Below are 17,740 nucleotides of genomic sequence, written 5' to 3' on the forward strand. Positions count from 1 at the left end.
GCCTTCCTCATGTCCGCACGGCCCTCGCTTCGCTCGGTGCGATCGGCCATGACTAGATGTCATCCTCGTCGAAGACCGGGCGAACGCCCCGGGCGAACATGATCTCGTCGTTGCTGGTGCCGGCGGCGACCATCGGCCAGACCATGGCGTCCTTGCCGACCACGAAGTCGACGACCACCGGCGCGTCGTTGATGGACATCGCCGCCTCGATGGTCCGGTCCACGTCCTCGGCGTTCTCGCAGCGCAGCCCGACGCAGCCGAGCGCCTCGGCGAGCTTGACGAAGTCCGGGATGCGGTGCTTGTGGGTGCCGAGGTCGGTGTTGGAGTAGCGCTCGTCGTAGAAGAGCGTCTGCCACTGGCGGACCATGCCGAGGTTGCCGTTGTTGATCACGGCAATCTTGACCGGGATGCCCTCCAGCGCGCAGGTGGCCAGCTCCTGATTGGTCATCTGGAAGCAGCCGTCGCCGTCGACGGCCCAGACCACGGTGTCCGGCCGGCCCACCTTGGCGCCCATCGCCGCCGGCACCGCGTAGCCCATCGTGCCGAGGCCGCCGGAGTTGAGCCAGGTCTGCGGCTTCTCGTACGAGATGAACTGGGAGGCCCACATCTGGTGCTGGCCGACACCGGCGACATAGATCGCGTCCGGCCCGGCGATCTCGCCCAGCCGCTTGATCACGTACTGCGGGGAGAGGGTGCCGTCGGACGGCTCCTCGTAGCCCAGCGGGTAGCGTTCGCGCAGGTCATCCAGCTGCGTCCACCAGTCGGCGAGGTCGGTGGTGCGCCCCGCCGCCCGCTCGGCGGTGACCGCCGCGAGCAGTTCGTCGATGACGTGCCGGGCGTCGCCGACGATCGGCACGTCCGCGTGCCGGTTCTTGCCGATCTCGGCGGGGTCGATGTCGGCGTGCACCACCGTCGCGTCCGGGGCGAAGGAGTCCAGCTTGCCGGTGACCCGGTCGTCGAACCGGGCGCCGAGCGCCACGATCAGGTCGGCCTTCTGCAGCCCGTAGACCGCGGCGACGGTGCCGTGCATGCCGGGCATGCCCAGGTGCTGCCGGTGCGAGTCGGGGAAGGCGCCGAGCGCCATCAGCGTGGTGACCACCGGGATGCCGGTCAGCTCGGCCAGCCGGCGCAGGCCCTCGGTGGCGCCGGCCTTGAGCACCCCGCCACCGACGTAGAGCACCGGCCGGCGCGCGGTGCTCATCAGCCGCGCCGCCTCCCGGATCTGCTTGCCGTGCGGGTGCAGGGTGGGCCGGTAGCCGGGCAGGTCCAGGGTGGGCGGCCAGGCGAAGGTCGTCGACGCCTGGAGGACGTCCTTGGGGATGTCCACCAGGACCGGGCCGGGCCGGCCCGTCGAGGCCAGGTGGAACGCCTCGGCCAGCACCCGCGGGATCTCGCTCGCCTCCTGCACCAGGAAGTTGTGCTTGGTGATCGGCAGCGTGATGCCCTGGATGTCCGCCTCCTGGAAGGCGTCGGTGCCGATCGCCGGGCGGGCCACCTGGCCGGTGATCGCCACCAGCGGCACCGAGTCCATGTACGCGTCGGCGATCGGGGTGACCAGGTTCGTCGCGCCCGGGCCGGAGGTGGCGATGCACACCCCGACCCGGCCGGTGGCCTGGGCGTAGCCGGTGGCGGCGTGGCCGGCGCCCTGCTCGTGCCGGACCAGGATGTGCCGGACGGTCGAGTCGTAGAGCGGGTCGTACGCCGGCAGGATCGCGCCGCCCGGAATGCCGAAGACGACGTCGACGCCGAGCGCCTCCAGGGAGCGCACCAGCGAGCCGGCGCCAGAGACCGGGGCCGGGGCGGGGCGTACCGCCGGGGCTGCCGGTGTGGCGACGGCGCGGTCGTGGTCGACGGTGCCCGGGGCCTCTGCGGCGGTGCGGGCCCGCCGGGCGGAGTGGGCGAGGGTCTCGGGCGTGGGTCTCGTCATGGCGGTTGGCCTTCGGCTGGAGTGGGTGGGGCTGCTCACACTGTGGAACGCGGGCGGCGCCAACGTCCGATGGGTTCGACGGCAAGAAAAAAGCCCGCGTGCCAGATGCACGGGGCCAGCGCACTCTCAGTCAGGAGAGTGCGCTCAGGTAAGTACTCGCAGCGACCGGTACGACGACATGGGCCCAAGCCTGACGCATCTCACGCGATGAGTCAACTGATCCCACATTTTGGTTCACGGAGTCGGCGAGTCACTCCCCGACGCGCCCGTCGCATCCGCCGTGACCTGCTCGGAGGCGCCATCGCCCCGCCGCGGGCCGGGCGGCCCGACGGGACGCGGAAGCGGGTCGCCCGGGGGCACGGGACGGGCCGGGCGCGCGCCCGGTGACGTCGCCGCGTCCAGCATCGCCTCCAGATGCTCCGCCGGTACGCCCCACCCGAACAACGCGCCCTGGCCGAACCGGCAACCGGCGGCCACCACCGCGGCCAGCTCCGCCGGCGTGGTGACCCCCTCGGCGATGACCTCCAGGCCGAACTGGTGGCCCAGCCGCATGACGATGTCGACCATCGGGGCGAAGGCCGGGCCGTCGCGCCCGACCGGCCGGACGGGCTCGTGCTCCGCCACCAGACCATGGTCGATCTTGAGGATGTCGATCGGGAGCCGCCGGAGCTGACCCAGCGAGGAGTAGCCGGCACCGAAATCGTCCAGCGCGATCCGCACCCCGGTCAGCCGCAGCGCGGTCAGCCGCCGGATCAGCTCGTCGAGGTCGGTGGCGACCGCGTGCTCGGTGACCTCCAGCACCAGCCGCTGCGGCGGGACGTGGTGCGCGCGCAGCGCCTCGGCGACCTGTACCACGTACTCGGGGGCGTGCAGCTCGCGCGGGGAGACGTTGACCGACACCCAGACGTCGTGCCCCTCGGCCAGCCAACGGGACAGCTGGTAGCAGGCCTGGTGCAGCACCCAGGCGCCGAGCTTGGCGATCATCCCGTTCTCCTCCGCGAGCGGGATGAACTCGTCCGGGCGGACGTTGCCCAGCTCGGGATGGCGCCAGCGCAGCAGCGCCTCCGCGCCGACCGGGCGTACCGAGGGCAGCGAGGCCACCGGCTGGAAGACCAACCGCAGCTCGTCACGCTCGATCGCGCCACGCAGCTCGTGCTCCAGCGTGGTGCGCCGGCGCAGCAACCGGTCGTACGCGCCGTCGTAGCGCTCGATCCGGTTCTTGCCGCGCTGCTTGGCGTAGCGCAGCGCGAGATCCGCGTGCCGCAGCAACAGCTCGACGTCGGGCTCGTCGGCCCAGGCCGCCAACCCGATGCTGACCGAGAGGAAGACCGGCCCCTCGGCCTGCTCGTAGGCGGCGCCGAGCACCCTCAGCAGCCGCTCGGCGACGACCCCCGCCTCGGCCGGGCCGCCGTGCATGAGCACCGCGAACTCGTCACCGCCGAGCCGGGCCGCGAGGTCGCCGGGGCGCAGGTTGCCGCGCAGCCGCCGGCCAACCTCGGCCAGCACCGCGTCACCGACGTCGTGCCCACGCATGTCGTTGACGTTCTTGAAGCCGTCCAGGTCCAGGCCGAGCAGGACACAGGGCACCCGGGCCTCGGCGCCGCGGTGCAGCGCCTGCAGCAGCCCGCGCCGGTTGTCCAGGCCGGTGAGCGCGTCGGTGTGCGCGAGCTGCCGGAAGTGCGCCTCCCGGTCGGCGAGCCGCCGGGCGTAGGCCCGGACGTCGTGCAGGGTGAGGTACTGCCGGGCCACCAGGGCGAACCCCTCGACGCTGCCGGCGACGATGCCCAGCGCGTCGAACCGGCCGTCCTGAAGGAGGTGATACATCGCCGAGGCGGCGATCGCCACCATCGGCACGAAAGCGTACTCCCCGTCGCGGCGGATCACGTCGATGGCGAGCTGGCCCGGCGGGTCGATCCGGTAGGCCGCCACCGCGGCGACCAGCAGCCCCACGGCGAGCACCGCCGCACCGGTCAGTGCCAGGACCGGCCCGGCCTGGCAGAGCCCGGCCGCGACGCCCAGCCCACCGACGGACGAGGCGGTGATCCCGGTGCCCAGCAGGGCGAGGCCGCGCCGGGGTGCGGGAGCACGAAGGACCATGATGACGGCGAGGCCGACGCTCAACGCCGCGCTGACCGAGGCGAGCAGGATCGACGGGCAGGCGCTCGGCGTCGCGTCGCCGAGCAGCCGGGTCGGCTCGGAGAGCAGCACCCAGCCGACGAACCACAGCGCGGCGCCCACGATCACGCCGTCCAGGGCGAGCCGGGCGGCCGAGGGCGCCGAACCGGTCACCCCGGGCAGGCGGAGCAGGCCGCCGCAGAAGAGCAGGCCGCCGACGGCCGTGCCGAGCGCCACCAGGGTCGCCCAGCCAGTGCGCTGCTGCTGCTCCTGGGCCCAGTGCGCGTTCGTGGCCAGCACGACGGCCAACCCGACCAGCATGGTCACCAGCGCCACCGCGCCACCGGCGGCGAGCACCGCGTACGCCTGGCGGTGGGGGGTGGCCCGGCGCCGGACGGCGGCCGCCAGCAGCACGCCGGCCGCGAGCGCGATCAGCGCACTCAGCACCGCAACGCCGATCATGGCCGGGGGTGTGTGCACACCCTCAACTCTGCCGGATCGGTGCCAGCCGTGGGGGTCGGGTGTGCATCTGTTGGGATACGGTGCGTGCGCCCGTCCGCTGCCGGCCCGGCGGTGCCAGACTGGTAGGCATGCCTGAGCTGCGGTCGAAGACCTCCACGCACGGTCGGACGATGGCCGGCGCCCGGGCCCTCTGGCGGGCCACCGGGATGACCGACGACGATTTCGGCAAGCCGATCGTCGCCATCGCGAACAGTTTCACCCAGTTCGTGCCGGGCCACGTACACCTCAAGGACCTCGGCGGCCTAGTCGCCGACGCGGTGGCCGAGGCCGGCGGGGTGGGCCGGGAGTTCAACACGATCGCGGTCGACGACGGCATCGCCATGGGCCACGGCGGCATGCTCTACTCCCTGCCCAGCCGGGAGCTGATCGCCGACGCGGTGGAATACATGGTCAACGCGCACTGCGCGGACGCCCTGGTCTGCATCTCCAACTGCGACAAGATCACTCCGGGCATGCTGCTGGCCGCGCTGCGGCTGAACATCCCGACCGTGTTCGTCTCCGGCGGCCCCATGGAGGCCGGCAAGACGGTGGCGATCGAGGGAGTCGTCCACTCCAAGATCGACCTGATCGACGCGATGATCGCCTCCTCGAACGAGGCCGTCACCGACGACCAGCTCGGTGCCATCGAGCGCTCCGCCTGCCCGACCTGCGGTTCCTGCTCCGGCATGTTCACCGCGAACTCGATGAACTGCCTCACCGAGGCGATCGGGCTGGCGCTGCCGGGCAACGGCTCGACGCTGGCCACCCACGCCGCGCGCCGGTCGCTCTTCGTCGAGGCCGGCCGCACCGCCGTGGAGATCGCCAAGCGGTGGTACGACGACGACGACGCCTCGGTGCTGCCCCGGGTGGTGGCCTCCCGGGCCGCGTTCGAGAACGCCGTGGCGCTGGACGTGGCGATGGGCGGGTCGACGAACACGATCCTGCACCTGCTGGCCGCCGCCCGCGAGGCCGAGCTGGACTTCACCGTCGCCGACATCGACGAGATCTCCCGCCGGGTGCCGTGCCTGGCCAAGGTCGCCCCGAACTCGCCGCAGTACCACATGGAGGACGTGCACCGGGCCGGCGGCATCCCGGCCATCCTCGGCGAACTGGATCGCGCCGGCCTGCTGCACCGCGACGTGCACGCGGTGCACTCCCCCTCGCTGCAGCGCTGGCTGGCCGACTGGGACGTGCGCGGCGGCGGCGCCGTCCCCGAGGCGATCGAGCTGTTCCACGCCGCACCGGGCGGGGTGCGCACCACCGAGCCGTTCTCCACCAGCAACCGCTGGTCATCGCTGGACACCGACGCCGCCGCCGGCTGCGTGCGCGACCGCGAGCACGCGTACACCGCCGACGGCGGGCTGGCGATCCTGCGCGGCAACCTGGCGCCGGACGGCTGCGTGGTGAAGACCGCCGGGGTGCCCGAGGAGTGCCTGACCTTCCGCGGCCCGGCGAAGGTCTACGAGTCGCAGGACGACGCGGTGACCGCCATCCTGGCCAAGGAGATCGTCGCCGGGGACGTGGTCGTGATCCGCTACGAGGGACCGAAGGGCGGCCCCGGCATGCAGGAGATGCTCTATCCCACCTCGTTCCTCAAGGGCCGCGGGCTGGGTCGGGCCTGCGCGCTGCTCACCGACGGGCGGTTCTCCGGTGGCACCTCGGGGCTGTCCATCGGGCACGTCTCCCCCGAGGCCGCCTCCGGTGGGCTGATCGCGCTGGTCGAGCCGGGCGACGAGATCGCCATCGACATCCCGGCGCGCTCGATCGAGTTGCACGTGCCGGCCGACGTGCTGGACGCCCGCCGGGTCGCCCAGGAGAAGCGGGACCGCCCCTACACCCCGCTCGACCGCCAGCGCCCGGTCTCCGCGGCGCTGCGCGCGTACGCCTCGATGGCCACCTCGGCCAGCGACGGCGCCTACCGCCGCGTGCCCGAGTAGACGTTCAGCTGGGTCCTGGTGCGGAACCGCCCCCGGGCGGGCTGTTCCGCGCCAAGACCCGGGGGGCGTTCTCGTCGACCACGAGGCTTCGGGCGTGCGCGATGGCGGACGGGGTGTCCGCGAAGACCAGGCCGTCGCGGCGCAGCTGGTCGGCCACGCCGAGGGCGTCGAGCACCTCGTCGTGGCCGGGGACGATGCCGGAGAGCAGCACGGTGATGCCGCGTCCCTGGAGCCGCCGGATCGCGTCGCCGAGCACCTGGGCACCGGTCGCGTCGATGGTGGAGACCCGGGACATCCGCAGGATGACCGCCCGGACGTCGGCGACGTCGGAGAGCCGGAGCAGGAAGTTGTGCGCGGCGGCGAAGAAGAGCGGCCCGTCGAGCCGGTAGGCCACGATGTGCTCGGCGAGCAGGGCTTGTTCCTCGGCGGTGTGTTCGCCGGAGTCGAGGGGGACCTGTTCGAGCCGGGCGGTGCGGGCGACGGCGCGCAGCGCCACGACGATGGCCACGCCGACGCCGACGGCCACGGCGGTGACCAGGTCCCAGATGACGGTGACGGCGAAGGTGAGCACGAGCACCAGCGCGTCGCCCCGGGTGGCGCGGGCCAGCGCCCAGAGCGAGGCGGCCTCGACCATGCGCACGGTGGTGGCCAGCAGCACGCCGGCCAGGGCGGCCAGCGGGATGCGACCGACCAGCGGCGCGGCGACCAGGACGATCCCGGCGAGGGCCACCGCGTGGGTCAACGCGGCCAGCTTGGACGCCGCGCCGGCCCGGACGTTGACGGCGGTACGCGCGATGGCCGCGGTGGCCGGGATGCCGCCGAACAGCGGGGACGCCACGTTGGCCAGGCCCTGGCCGAACAGTTCCCGATCCGGGTCGTGGCGCTGACCGACGGTCATCCCGTCGGCGACGGTGGCCGAGAGCAGGCTCTCCAGCGCGGCCAGCGCCGCCACGGCGAGCGCGGCGGGCAGCAGGACACCGACCGCGCCGAGGTCGAGGAAGTCCAGCGACGGCGCGGGCAGCCCCTGCGGCAGCGCGCCGATCCGGATCAGGTCGACCGGCAGAAGTGCCGCCAGCGCGGTGGCGGCGGCCACCGCGAACAGCGAGAACGGCACTCCCGGGCGCCACCGGGCGCCGACCAGCATCACCGTCGCGACACCGAGGGCCACCGCGATGGCGGCCGGCCGGGGCTGTTCGACGAAGCGTACGACCGCGTCGGCGGCCACCGCCCAGACCCGGTCGCCGCGCGCGTCGGTGACGCCGAGCGCCGCTGGCACCTGTTGCAGGGCGATCACCACGGCGATGCCGGCGGTGAAGCCCTCGATCACCGGCACCGGAAGGTAGCGCACGTAGCGGCCGAGTCGGGCGAGGGCCAGGGCGATCAGGATCAGCCCGGCCAGCACGCCGACCATCAGCACGCCGGTCGGGCCGAACTGCGCCACGACCGGCACCAGCACCACGGTCATCGCGCCGGTCGGGCCGGAGACCTGAAGGTTCGATCCGCCGAAGACCGCGGCCACCGCGCCCGCGATCACGGCGGTGATCAGCCCGGCCTCCGCGCCGAGGCCGGAGGTGACGCCGAAGGCGAGCGCCAGCGGCAGGGCGACGATGGCCACGGTGAGCCCGGCGACCAGGTCCCGCCGGGGTGAGCGGCGTACCGCCTGCCAGTCGGCGCGGCCCGGCAGCAGGTCGCGGACGCGGCGCCAGGCGGCGGCCAGGGTCGGCCCGGGGGCGCCGGCGGACCTGGTCTGGGTGGCCGTCACCGCTCCGGTCCGCCGGCGCGCAGCTCGTCGAGCAGGGCGTCCCGGTCGGTGAGCACCGCGCCGAGGATGCGCCGGCCGGCGGCGAGCAGGTCCGCGACGTCGGGGGTGCTGAGCGCGTACATCACCAGGGCGCCGTCGCGGTAGGAGGTGACCATGCCGGCCCGGCGCAGCACCGCGAGTTGCTGGGAGAGGTTGGACGCCTCGACGTCGATGGCGGCCAGCAGGTCGCGCACCGGTTTGGGCCCGTCCTGGAGCAGCTCCAGCACGCGGATCCGGACGGGATGGCCGAGCGTGCGGAACAGCTCCGCCTTCGCCTGGTACAGCGGCACGGACATGCCGCGCTCCCTCCCCCACACCGACCGCAACGATGAAGAGTTTAGCATTTGCAGAATTCTTCAATCCGAGCGGGTTTCGCCCGCGCCGGTTGGATGTCGGGATTCCTACACTCGGTGGCACGGCGGGTGGGTCACCCCATCGAATAGGCGGATGACTCCTGATCTCGTGGGCGCCGGCCGGACGCCGGGACGGGCCGGATGAACCAGCAGAGCCCGCCCTCGGACCGGCGGGTCCTGCTCATCTCGACCATCGCCGGCGTGGTGGGCGCGATCGCCGGCGTCATGCAGTGGCTGACCAGCGCTGGCGCCTGGGCGGTGGTCGCGGTCGGCGTGATCGGCCTGGCCGCCGCGTGCTGGGCGCTGGCCTGGCTCTGGCTGCAGCGCCGCGCCGTCCTCGCCACGGCGGTGGTCGTCCTGCTGGTCGCCATCGCGGCGGTGACCGGCGCCGCGACGGACCGCATCGTCGGTCGCCCGACCGAGTCGGCCGCCAACGCCGACCCGACGGGAGAGCAGGCCCGCGTCGGAAACGACCTGCCCACGGAGACCCCCTCGGCCACGCCCCCGGCGACCACCGGCCCGCCGCCGAGCCCGTCCCCCACGCCGCCGGTGCCGCCACCTGCCGAGGTGTCGAGCGAGCCGACCCGCAGCGAGAAGGACGTCACCCTCTCGTACCGCTACGCCCTCGATCTCGACTCGGAGGCGGAGAACTGGAACGTCGAACTCAACGGCATCTACGGGGGCACGGACCTGTCGTTGGGCAGCGGCCGGCTCTTCACCTTCGGCGACGTGGTGGTCATCGATGGCGCACCGGAGCAGGCCAGGTGTCAGAACGCGGTCACCCGGCAACGGGGTGTGAACTCAGAACAGATCCGCGTCGGCCAGTCGTTCTGCATCCACACCAGCGAGCGGCGGTGGGCCTGGATCACGGTGAAGCGGTACGCCCCCAGCGAGACGATCACCTTCGACGTCGTCGTCTGGTGAGCCGGGGTCAGCCGGCGTGCGGGTCCGGCCACGGGTGCAGCGCACCGGCCGGCGGTGGCAACCTGTCGACCACGGTTCACCCGGCCGTCATGCCGGTCCCGGTAGCGTGGCGATCGTTGATCGTGAATCGGGAGGGTGTCGATGGGTGCGAAGCGGACGGTCTGCGCCGGGTTCACGGCGGTGCTGCTCGCCGCGACGGCGACGGTCGCGGTGGCGGCTCCGGCCGGCGCCGGTGGCCAGCGATCCGGCCCGCTGCGGGTGGCGACCTTCAACGCCTCACTGAACCGGGACACCGCCGGTGGCCTGGTCGCCGACCTGTCCCGCCGGGACAACGCCCAGGCCGCCAACGTCGCCGAGGTGATCCAGCGGGTACGCCCCGACGTGCTGTTGATCAACGAGTTCGACCACGACCCGGGCGGCCGGGCGCTCGCGCTGTTCCAGGACAACTACCTCTCGGTGCCGCGTAACGGCACCCGGGCGATCCGCTACCCGTACCGCTACGCCGCCCCGTCGAACACCGGCGTCCCCTCCGGCCACGATCTCAACAACGACGGCACCGTCGGCGGGCCCGACGACGCGTTCGGCTTCGGCCTCTTCCCCGGCCAGTACGGCATGGCCGTCTACTCCGCATACCCGATCGACCTGGCCAAGGTCCGTACGTTCCAGTTGTTCCGGTGGCGGGACATGCCCGGGGCGCTGCTGCCCGACGACCCGGCCACCCCCGAGCCGGCCGACTGGTACTCCCCGGCGGAACTGGCCGACCTGCGACTGTCCTCCAAGAGCCACTGGGACCTGCCGATCCGGCTGCCCGGCCGCACGGTGCACCTGCTCGCCAGCCACCCCACGCCACCGGTCTTCGACGGCCCGGAGGACCGCAACGGCCGCCGCAACCACGACGAGATCCGCTTCTGGGCCGACTACGTCTCCCCCGGCCGCGCCGGCTACATCTACGACGACACCGGGCGGCGCGGCGGGCTGCGACCCGGCGCGGCCTTCGTGATCGCCGGGGACCTCAACGCCGACCCGTACGACGGCGACAGCGTGCCCGGCGCGGCGCAGCAGGTGCTCCACCACCCCCGGGTGAACGACCGGACCGTGCCGGCCAGCCCCGGCGGTGTCGCCGCGGCGCGGCGGCAGGGTGGCGCGAACCTCGACCACCGTGGCGCTCCCCGCTTCGACACCGCCGACTTCGCCGACACCGACCCGGGCAACCTCCGGGTGGACTACGTGCTGCCCAGCCGGGGTTTGCCGGTCCGCACGGCCGGGATCTTCTGGCCGGTGCCGGGCGACCCGCTGTTCCGGCTGGTCGGCGACTACGACCCCGCGCTGCCGGGCGGCTTCCCGACCTCCGACCACCGGCTGGTCTGGCTCGACCTACGCCGCTGAGACGTCTCAGCCCTGGTCGAACATCTGCCCGATCCGGATCCGGTTGCCGAACGGGTCGCGGATGCCGAAGTCGATCCCGTACGGCCGTTCCGTCGGCTCGTCGGTGATGTCGACGCCCTTGGCGACCAGTTCCTCGTACGTCTTGTGGGCGTCGTCGGTGGTCATGAAGAGGAAGCCACCCGCGGCGCCCTTGGTGAGCAGCTCGCGGACCTGCTCGGCGGTGGCCGGGTCGAGGTTGGGCGGGCCGGGCTTTTCCAGCAGGATCTCGCGCTGGCGGTCACCGGGAATGTTGACCGTGAGCCAGCGCATGAAGCCGAGATCCTGGTCCGTGTTCAGCTCCAGGCCGAGCTTGCCGAGGTAGAAGTCGAGCGCCTCGTCCTGGTCGAGGACGTAGATCTGGGAGCGGCTGATCGCGTTCATCGTCATGCCCGGAACGCTAGTAGAACGCCCTGACCTGCTGCTTATCCAAAACTGCTTGGCCTGGTCCAGGCCTTGGTGAAGCAGCTCGGCACCGGCGCGGCGGGCGGCGGGCGCCGCTTACGGTAGTCGGTGGGCGACTCCCCGACGATCTGCCGGAAGGTGCGGCTGAACGTGCCGAGGCTGGCGAACCCGACCGCGTAGCAGACCTCCGTGACGTCCTGCTCGGTGTGCAGTAGCAGGTCCATCGCCCGCTCCACCCGGCGCCGCTGCAGGTATCGGTGCGGGGTCTCACCGAAGGTCGCCCGGAAGGTCCGGATGAAGTGCGCCTCGGAGACGTGCGCGATCTTCGCCAGCGTGCGGATGTCGAGGGGCTCCGCGTACGCCCGGTCCATCGCGTCCCGAGCGCGCAGCATCGCCCGGTTCGTCTGCTCGACCGCCCTGCTCACCCGGCCCTCCTCACCGCGACACGGTGCCACGCCAGGCCACCCCCGTCCAGCACCGCCTGGATCACGCCTTGGGAAGCACCGGGGGTTTGGGTGCATCTGTTGTCGCGATGGCGACCACAGATGCACCCAAAGAAGCCGAGCAGGGCTCGCGGGTCAGATGTCGTTGACGCAGCGGAGCACGGGGTGGGTGGTGAGGGCTGCGGGGTCGAGCGGGGTGTCGGCGTGCACGGTGAAGGTCGCCGACTCGCCGGGGAGCAGGGTCACCAGCGCCTCGTCGACCTGGGCGGAGGGATCGAGCCGGTCCGGGAACAGGGTCAGGTCGCGCAGGATCGTGCGGGCGGTCACCCGGACCCGCTGACCGCCCTCGACCGGCTCGACCACCGCGTCCAGCGCCGCCGCCGGCCACCGCACGTCGCGGTCCTCGGCGAAGAACCACCATGCCCGCCCGGCCGGGTCACCCGCCTCGGCGACCAGCAACTCGGCCCGGGGATCGTCGGGCCGCGCCAGCTCCGCCGGCAGCGGCGCCGTCACCGTGGCGTACGCGGGCACCTCCAGCTCCAGCGTGGTCTTCGCCCGGGGATCCCCGGCCACGGTCAGCCGGGTGACCGTCGCGGACGCCCGCCACGGCTGCCCGCTGTCGTTGACCGCCACCAGGGCCAGCCCGCCGTCGCGGGGCGCGACGGTGAGCAGCCGATCCGCGTACGACCGGCGCAGCGCGTACCACAGCGGCTTGCGGCGACCGTCGCCGTCGACGGCGGCCCAGGAGGTGACCGGCCAGCAGTCGTTGAGCTGCCAGACGATGGTGCCCATGCACACGCCCCGGTGCGACCGGAAGTGCTCCACCCCGAGTTGGATGGCCCGGGCCTGGTTGAGCTGGGTGAGGTAGTGCCAGTCGTCGAAGTCGCGCGGCTCGGGCAGGTGCGCGTCCAGCCCTCGGCGTAGCTTCAGGTCGCCGTCGGCGGCCTTCTGGTGGTGCGCCATGCCGGGCGAGTCGGGCGCGAGCGGCTCGTCGGAGAGGGCGCGACGCAGCGTCGCGTACGCCGGTGGCGCCTGGTAGCCGAACTCGGCGACGAACCGGGGCACGTAATCGCGGTACCGGGTGTAGTCGTCGGTGTTCCAGACGTCCCAGATGTGCGTGGTGCCGTACGCCGGGTCGTTGGGGTGGATCTCCTCGCTGCCCGAGTACGGGCTGCCCGGCCAGTACGGGCGGGTCGGGTCCAACTCGGCGACGATCCGGGGCAGCATCTTCAGGTAGTAGCCGCGGCCCCAACTGCGCCCGGCCAGCGGCTGCTGCCAGTCCCAGTCGTGCCAGCCCCAGATGTTCTCGTTGTTGCCTGTCCAGAGCAGCAGCGACGGGTGGCCGGCCAGCCGGGTCACCTGCTCCGTCGCCTCGGCGGTCACCTCGGCGGCGAACGGCGCCTCCTCCGGGTACGCGGCGCAGGCGAAGAGGAAGTCCTGCTGCACCAGCAGTCCGCGCTCGTCGGCCAGGTCGTAGAAGTCCTCCGACTCGTACCGGCCACCGCCCCAGACCCGCAGCAGGTTGATGTTCGCCCCCTCGGCCTGGTCGAAGCGGTGCGCCAGGCGTTCCCGGGTGACGCGGGGGGGGAAGGCGTCGTCGGGGATCCAGTTGACCCCCCGGACGAAGACCGGCACCTCGTTGACGTGCAGGGCAAAGGAGGCACCGTGCGCGTCGGGGGTGGTGTCCAGCCGCACCGACCGGAAGCCGATCCGCCGGCGCCATTCGTCGAGGGGGTCGCCGCCGGGGCCGTGCAGGGTCACCGTCAGCTCGTAGCGGTGCTGCCCGCCGTACCCCCGGGGCCACCAGAGTTCCGGCCGGTCGACGACGAGGGTCAGCACCGCCGTACGCTCCCCCGCCGGGATGGTCACCTCGGCGGTCTGCCCCGCCACCTCCGCCCGCAGGGTGAGCGGCACGTCCGCGACCCGGTCCACCTCGACGGGCAGTTCCACCCGACCGGCGCCGTCGGTCACGGTGACCAGGGGACGGACGGTGCCGAGCCGGGCGACCGACCAGCCGTGCAGGCCGATCTCCTGCCAGATGCCGGCGGTGACCAGCGTCGGCCCCCAGTCCCAGCCGAAGTTGCAGGCCATCTTGCGGATGAACTGGAACGGCTCCGGGTAGGCGTTGGGCCGGTCGCCGAGCCGGTCGCGGTGCGCCTCGGCGTAGCGGTATGCGGAGTCGAAGCGTACGGCCAGGGTGTTGCCCTCGGCCCGGGACAGCGACGTGACGTCGAAGCGGTAGCCGCGGTGCATGTTCTCGGTGCGGCCGACCTCGACGCCGTTGACGGTGACCGTGGCCACCGTGTCCAGCCCGGCGCAGACCAGTTCGACGCGCTGGTGGTCGCCGCCGGGTCGGTCGAAGGTGGTCTCGTAGACCCAGTCGGTGCGCCCGATCCACGCCAGGGCGGTCTCGTTGTCGTCCCGGTAGGGGTCGGGGATCAGCCCGGCCGCGAGCAGGTCCGTGTGCACGCAGCCCGGCACGGTGGCCGGGATCGCCCGGCCGTCGATCTCGGCCGGGACCTGAGGGCCGGGCACCGCCCGCAGGGTCCAGCCGTCGTGCAGCGCCTGCCGGTGGCTACCGGCCCCCCGTGCGTCGCTCAAGACTTCACCGCGCCTTCCATGATTCCTCGGACGATCTGCCGGCCGCCGATGACCAGCATGATCAACAGTGGCACGGTGGCCACGAACGCACCAGCCAGCACCCGGCGGTAGATGACGTAGTTGCCGCTGGCCAGGTCGGAGATGGCCACCATCGAGGTGGGGTAGTCGGTGCCACTCAGGGTGATCAGGGGCCACTGGAAGTCGTTCCAGGTGGCCACGAAGGTGAGCAGACCGAGCACCGCCAGGGCCGGGCGGACGGCCGGCAGCGCGATGCTCCAGTAGACCCGCATGGTGTTGGCGCCGTCGACCCGGGCCGACTCGACCAGCTCGTCGGGCACCGTGTTGACGATGAACTGTCGCATGTAGAAGACCCCGAACGCGGTGACCATGCCCGGCACGATCACCGCCAGCAGGGTGCCGTTCCAACCCAGCTTGCCCATCACGATGTAGAGCGCGACCACGCCGAGCTGGTTCGGCACGGTCAGCGTGAGGATCACGAAGAGCAGCAACGGCTTGCTGCCCCTGAACCGCAGCTTGGCGAAGGCGAACCCGGCCAGCGAGCAGAAGAACAGCACCGACGCGGTCACCACCGTCGAGACGATGACGCTGTTCACCAGGGAGGCGGCGAAGTAGACGTCCTGGAGGGAGAAGACCTCCTCCAGGTTCACCAGGAACCGGTCGCCCGGGATAACCACCGGTGGCAGCTGGGCGGTCGCCTCGTCGGTGCTGGTGGAGATGACGAACATCCAGTACAGCGGGAAGGCCGCGAACAACGCGGTCACCGACAGGAGCAGGTAGGTCCAGACCCCGGCCGGGGTGTCCTGCGGGGCGCGGCCCAGCAGGAGGGCGCGCTTACGCCCGCTGCTGGGCGGGGGCGCCGTGTCCCGGGGCCGTTCCAGAAGGCTCATTTGCGTCCCCCCGACAGGCGGTTGGTCAACAGGGTGTTCAGGGCGGCGACCACGAGGATGATGAGGAACAGCGCCCAGGACATCGCGGCGGCGTACCCGAGGTTGAGGTCCTTCCAGCCCACCTTGTAGATCAGCTGCGCGACGGTCTGCCACTCGCCGCCGGCACCACCCCGGGCCGTCTGTGCGTTCAGGTCGAACAGCATCGGCTCGGTGAACAGCTGCAACCCACCGATGGTGGAGAGCACCACCGTGAAGATGACCACCGGCCGGATCATCGGCACGGTGATCCGCCAGAGCTGGCGCCAGGGGCCGGCCCCGTCGAGCGCGGACGCCTCGTAGACGTCGCGCGGGATCGACTGCATCGCGGCCAGGTAGAGCAGCGCGTTGTAGCCGATCCACTTCCAGTTGACCATGGTGGCGATGGCGATCCAGGAGTGCAGCTTGTCGGCCCGCCAGTCGATCGGGTTCTCCGTGCCGATGCCGATCAGGCCGAGTGCCCAGTTCGCCATCCCGAAGTCGCGGGAGAAGAAGACGTTGAAGACCAGCGTGGAGGCGGTGATCGGGGTGATGTAGGGCAGCAGGGCGCTGACCCGCCACCAGGTCTGCGCCCGCAGCCGGCGGTTGAGCATCGACGCGATGATCAGCGCGAGCAGCAGCTGCGGGACGGTGGAGAGCAGGAAGATGCCGAAGGTGTTGTAGAGCGCGTTGCCGAAGTCGCCGTCGGTGAAGAGCCGCCGGAAGTTCTCGGCGCCGGCCCAGCCGGTCAGCTCCGGGTCGTCGAGGCGCCAGTGCCGCAGCGCCACCACCCCGTTGAAGATCATCGGGAAGAGCCCGAAGACGAAGAAAAGCAGGAAGAAGGGCGCGATCAACAGGTACGGCATGTACCGCACGTCGAAGCGGTGCAGGCGGTCACGCCAGGTCAACGACCGGCCGGGAGCTGGCCGGGGGCGGCGGGTGGCCGGTTCGGGGGCCGCGCGCGTGGTGGACATGGGGACACTCCAGGTGCGGGGGCGAGGGGGACGGAGACCGTGGCGAGGGGTGGCGCGGGCGCCCACGCGCCCGTGCCACCCCCGATCGCGCTACTTGCTGGCCTTCTCGGCTTCCTTGATCGCCTCGGCCCAGGCCGCGCCCGGCGCGAGCGTGCCGTTCTGCACCCGGTTGATCACGTTCTCCACCGCGACCCGGGTCGGGCCGTTCTTCCGGCCCAGGTACTGCGGCGTCAGGCCCTCCGCCATCTTCGGGAAGATCTGGCCGACCGGCGCGTCGCTGAAGAACTCGTTCTTGAAGTCCGCGATCGCCGCGTCGGTGTAGAGCCCCGGCTGCGAGGGCAGGTTGCCGACCGTCTTGAAGACCTCGATCTGCTGCTCCGGCTGGATCAGCCACTCCAGGAACCGGTACGCCTCGTCGACGTTCTTGCCCTGCTTGGGGACGGTGAGGAAGGAGCCACCCCAGTTTCCGCCGCCGCCGGGCACCGCGGCGATGTCCCACTTGCCCTTGGTGCCGGGCGCGGTGTTCTGGATGTGCCCGAGCATCCACGCCGGGCAGGGCAGCACCGCGAAGGCCCCGCTGGTGAAGCCCTTGTCCCAGTCGGCCTGGAAGCTGGTGAGGTTCGCCGAGAGGCCGGCGTCGGCCGCCTGCACCGCGTAGTCGAAGGCGACCTTGGGGCCACCCTCCATCTGGAGCTGTTCGTTCTCGTCGTAGAAGCCGGCCGGCTGCTGACCCAGGATCGGGTTGAACAGGTTGGTGGCGTTGTCGATGAACTTCTTCTTCGTCTTGGCGGTGTACTGCTGGCCGACCTGGAGGAACTGCTCCCAGGTGGGCCAGAGCGCGGACACCTGGTCGCGCTCGGTGGGCAGGTCAGCGGCGGCGAACAGGTCGGTGCGGTAGCACATGGCCAGCCCGCCGACGTCGGTGCCGAGACCGATCTGGGTGTTGCCGTCGGCCGAGAGCGACTGCTTCCACTTCCACGGCAGGTAGTTGCTCTCGTACTTGCCGGCGCCCTTGTCGAGCAGGTTGACGAACTGGTCGGCCTGGCTGCGGAACTGGACGATGAACCCCTCGTCGATGGCCGCGATGTCGGGCGCGCCCGAACCGGCGATCAGCTTCTTCTGCAGGTCCTCGTGCTGGGCGTTGTACTCGCCCGAGTTGAGAGCGATCTTGACGTTCTGGTTCTCCGCCTCGTACTTCGCCTTCAGATCCTGCAGGCCGAAGTCGCCCCAGAAGTTGATTGTCAGCGTTACCGCGCCATCACCACCGGAGCCACCTGTGGTGCTGCGCCCGCTGCACGCGACGACCAGGGATCCGACCACCAGACCCACGGCTGCGACCCGCAGCCAACGAGGCGTAGACCGTCTCATGACCCATCCTCCGAGACCATTGGGAACGCTCCCGAGATCGAGATGC

Annotated in this window: 13 protein-coding genes; 3 read left to right on the top strand and 10 right to left on the bottom strand. The window is 71.8% G+C overall.

Annotated features, from left to right (window positions below; all coding sequences use genetic code 11):
• Positions 1-52 precede the first annotated feature (52 nt).
• Positions 53-1,927, bottom strand: coding sequence for an acetolactate synthase large subunit (locus O7615_RS01860; RefSeq protein ID WP_278175402.1), 1,875 nt, complete (start codon positions 1,925-1,927; stop codon positions 53-55).
• A 234-nt stretch (positions 1,928-2,161) separates the two neighbouring features.
• Complete coding sequence (locus O7615_RS01865; RefSeq protein WP_278175403.1) at positions 2,162-4,522, bottom strand: bifunctional diguanylate cyclase/phosphodiesterase; 2,361 nt, start codon at positions 4,520-4,522, stop codon at positions 2,162-2,164.
• A gap of 110 nt (positions 4,523-4,632) precedes the next feature.
• Between O7615_RS01865 and ilvD the strand changes: the two genes are divergently transcribed.
• On the top strand, positions 4,633-6,480 hold the full coding sequence (gene ilvD / locus O7615_RS01870; RefSeq protein ID WP_278175404.1) for a dihydroxy-acid dehydratase: 1,848 nt from the start codon (positions 4,633-4,635) through the stop codon (positions 6,478-6,480).
• Between the two features lie 4 nt (positions 6,481-6,484).
• Here the strand turns inward: ilvD and O7615_RS01875 are convergent, their stop codons facing one another.
• Positions 6,485-8,197, bottom strand: a complete 1,713-nt coding sequence (locus O7615_RS01875; RefSeq protein ID WP_278181950.1) for a SulP family inorganic anion transporter — start codon at positions 8,195-8,197, stop codon at positions 6,485-6,487.
• A 41-nt stretch (positions 8,198-8,238) separates the two neighbouring features.
• Entirely contained in the window at positions 8,239-8,577 is a 339-nt protein-coding gene (locus O7615_RS01880) for a metalloregulator ArsR/SmtB family transcription factor (RefSeq protein ID WP_278175405.1), read from the bottom strand.
• A 198-nt stretch (positions 8,578-8,775) separates the two neighbouring features.
• Between O7615_RS01880 and O7615_RS01885 the strand changes: the two genes are divergently transcribed.
• Both O7615_RS01885 and O7615_RS01890 read left to right on the top strand, forming a co-directional pair.
• Positions 8,776-9,558: a hypothetical protein gene (locus tag O7615_RS01885; protein ID WP_278175406.1), complete on the top strand. Its 783-nt coding sequence runs from the start codon at positions 8,776-8,778 to the stop codon at positions 9,556-9,558.
• Positions 9,559-9,699: 141 nt separating this feature from the next.
• Positions 9,700-10,944, top strand: coding sequence for an endonuclease/exonuclease/phosphatase family protein (locus tag O7615_RS01890; protein ID WP_278175407.1), 1,245 nt, complete (start codon positions 9,700-9,702; stop codon positions 10,942-10,944).
• A gap of 6 nt (positions 10,945-10,950) precedes the next feature.
• Here O7615_RS01890 and O7615_RS01895 read toward each other — a convergent pair whose 3' ends face one another.
• From O7615_RS01895 to O7615_RS01920, 6 genes are all read right to left on the bottom strand, one after another.
• Positions 10,951-11,370: a VOC family protein gene (locus O7615_RS01895; protein ID WP_278175408.1), complete on the bottom strand. Its 420-nt coding sequence runs from the start codon at positions 11,368-11,370 to the stop codon at positions 10,951-10,953.
• A gap of 35 nt (positions 11,371-11,405) precedes the next feature.
• Positions 11,406-11,810, bottom strand: a complete 405-nt coding sequence (locus tag O7615_RS01900; protein ID WP_278175409.1) for an AraC family transcriptional regulator — start codon at positions 11,808-11,810, stop codon at positions 11,406-11,408.
• Between the two features lie 153 nt (positions 11,811-11,963).
• Positions 11,964-14,429 carry a glycoside hydrolase family 2 protein gene (locus tag O7615_RS01905; protein WP_278175411.1) on the bottom strand — a complete coding sequence of 822 codons (2,466 nt, stop codon included), beginning with the start codon at positions 14,427-14,429 and terminating at the stop codon, positions 11,964-11,966.
• Positions 14,426-15,337, bottom strand: a complete 912-nt coding sequence (locus O7615_RS01910; RefSeq protein ID WP_278175412.1) for a carbohydrate ABC transporter permease — start codon at positions 15,335-15,337, stop codon at positions 14,426-14,428. Before O7615_RS01910 ends, O7615_RS01905 begins: the two co-directional genes overlap by 4 nt.
• The gene (locus O7615_RS01915) at positions 15,334-16,326 is read right to left on the bottom strand and encodes a sugar ABC transporter permease (RefSeq protein WP_278175413.1); all 993 of its coding nucleotides are present in this window, start codon (positions 16,324-16,326) and stop codon (positions 15,334-15,336) included. Before O7615_RS01915 ends, O7615_RS01910 begins: the two co-directional genes overlap by 4 nt.
• A gap of 90 nt (positions 16,327-16,416) precedes the next feature.
• Positions 16,417-17,694 (bottom strand): extracellular solute-binding protein, encoded by a 1,278-nt coding sequence (locus tag O7615_RS01920; protein WP_278175415.1) that lies wholly within the window; start codon positions 17,692-17,694, stop codon positions 16,417-16,419.
• Between the last annotated feature and the right edge of the window lie 46 nt (positions 17,695-17,740).

This window comes from Micromonospora sp. WMMD1082, assembly GCF_029626175.1.
Taxonomy (GTDB): Bacteria; Actinomycetota; Actinomycetes; order Mycobacteriales; family Micromonosporaceae; genus Micromonospora.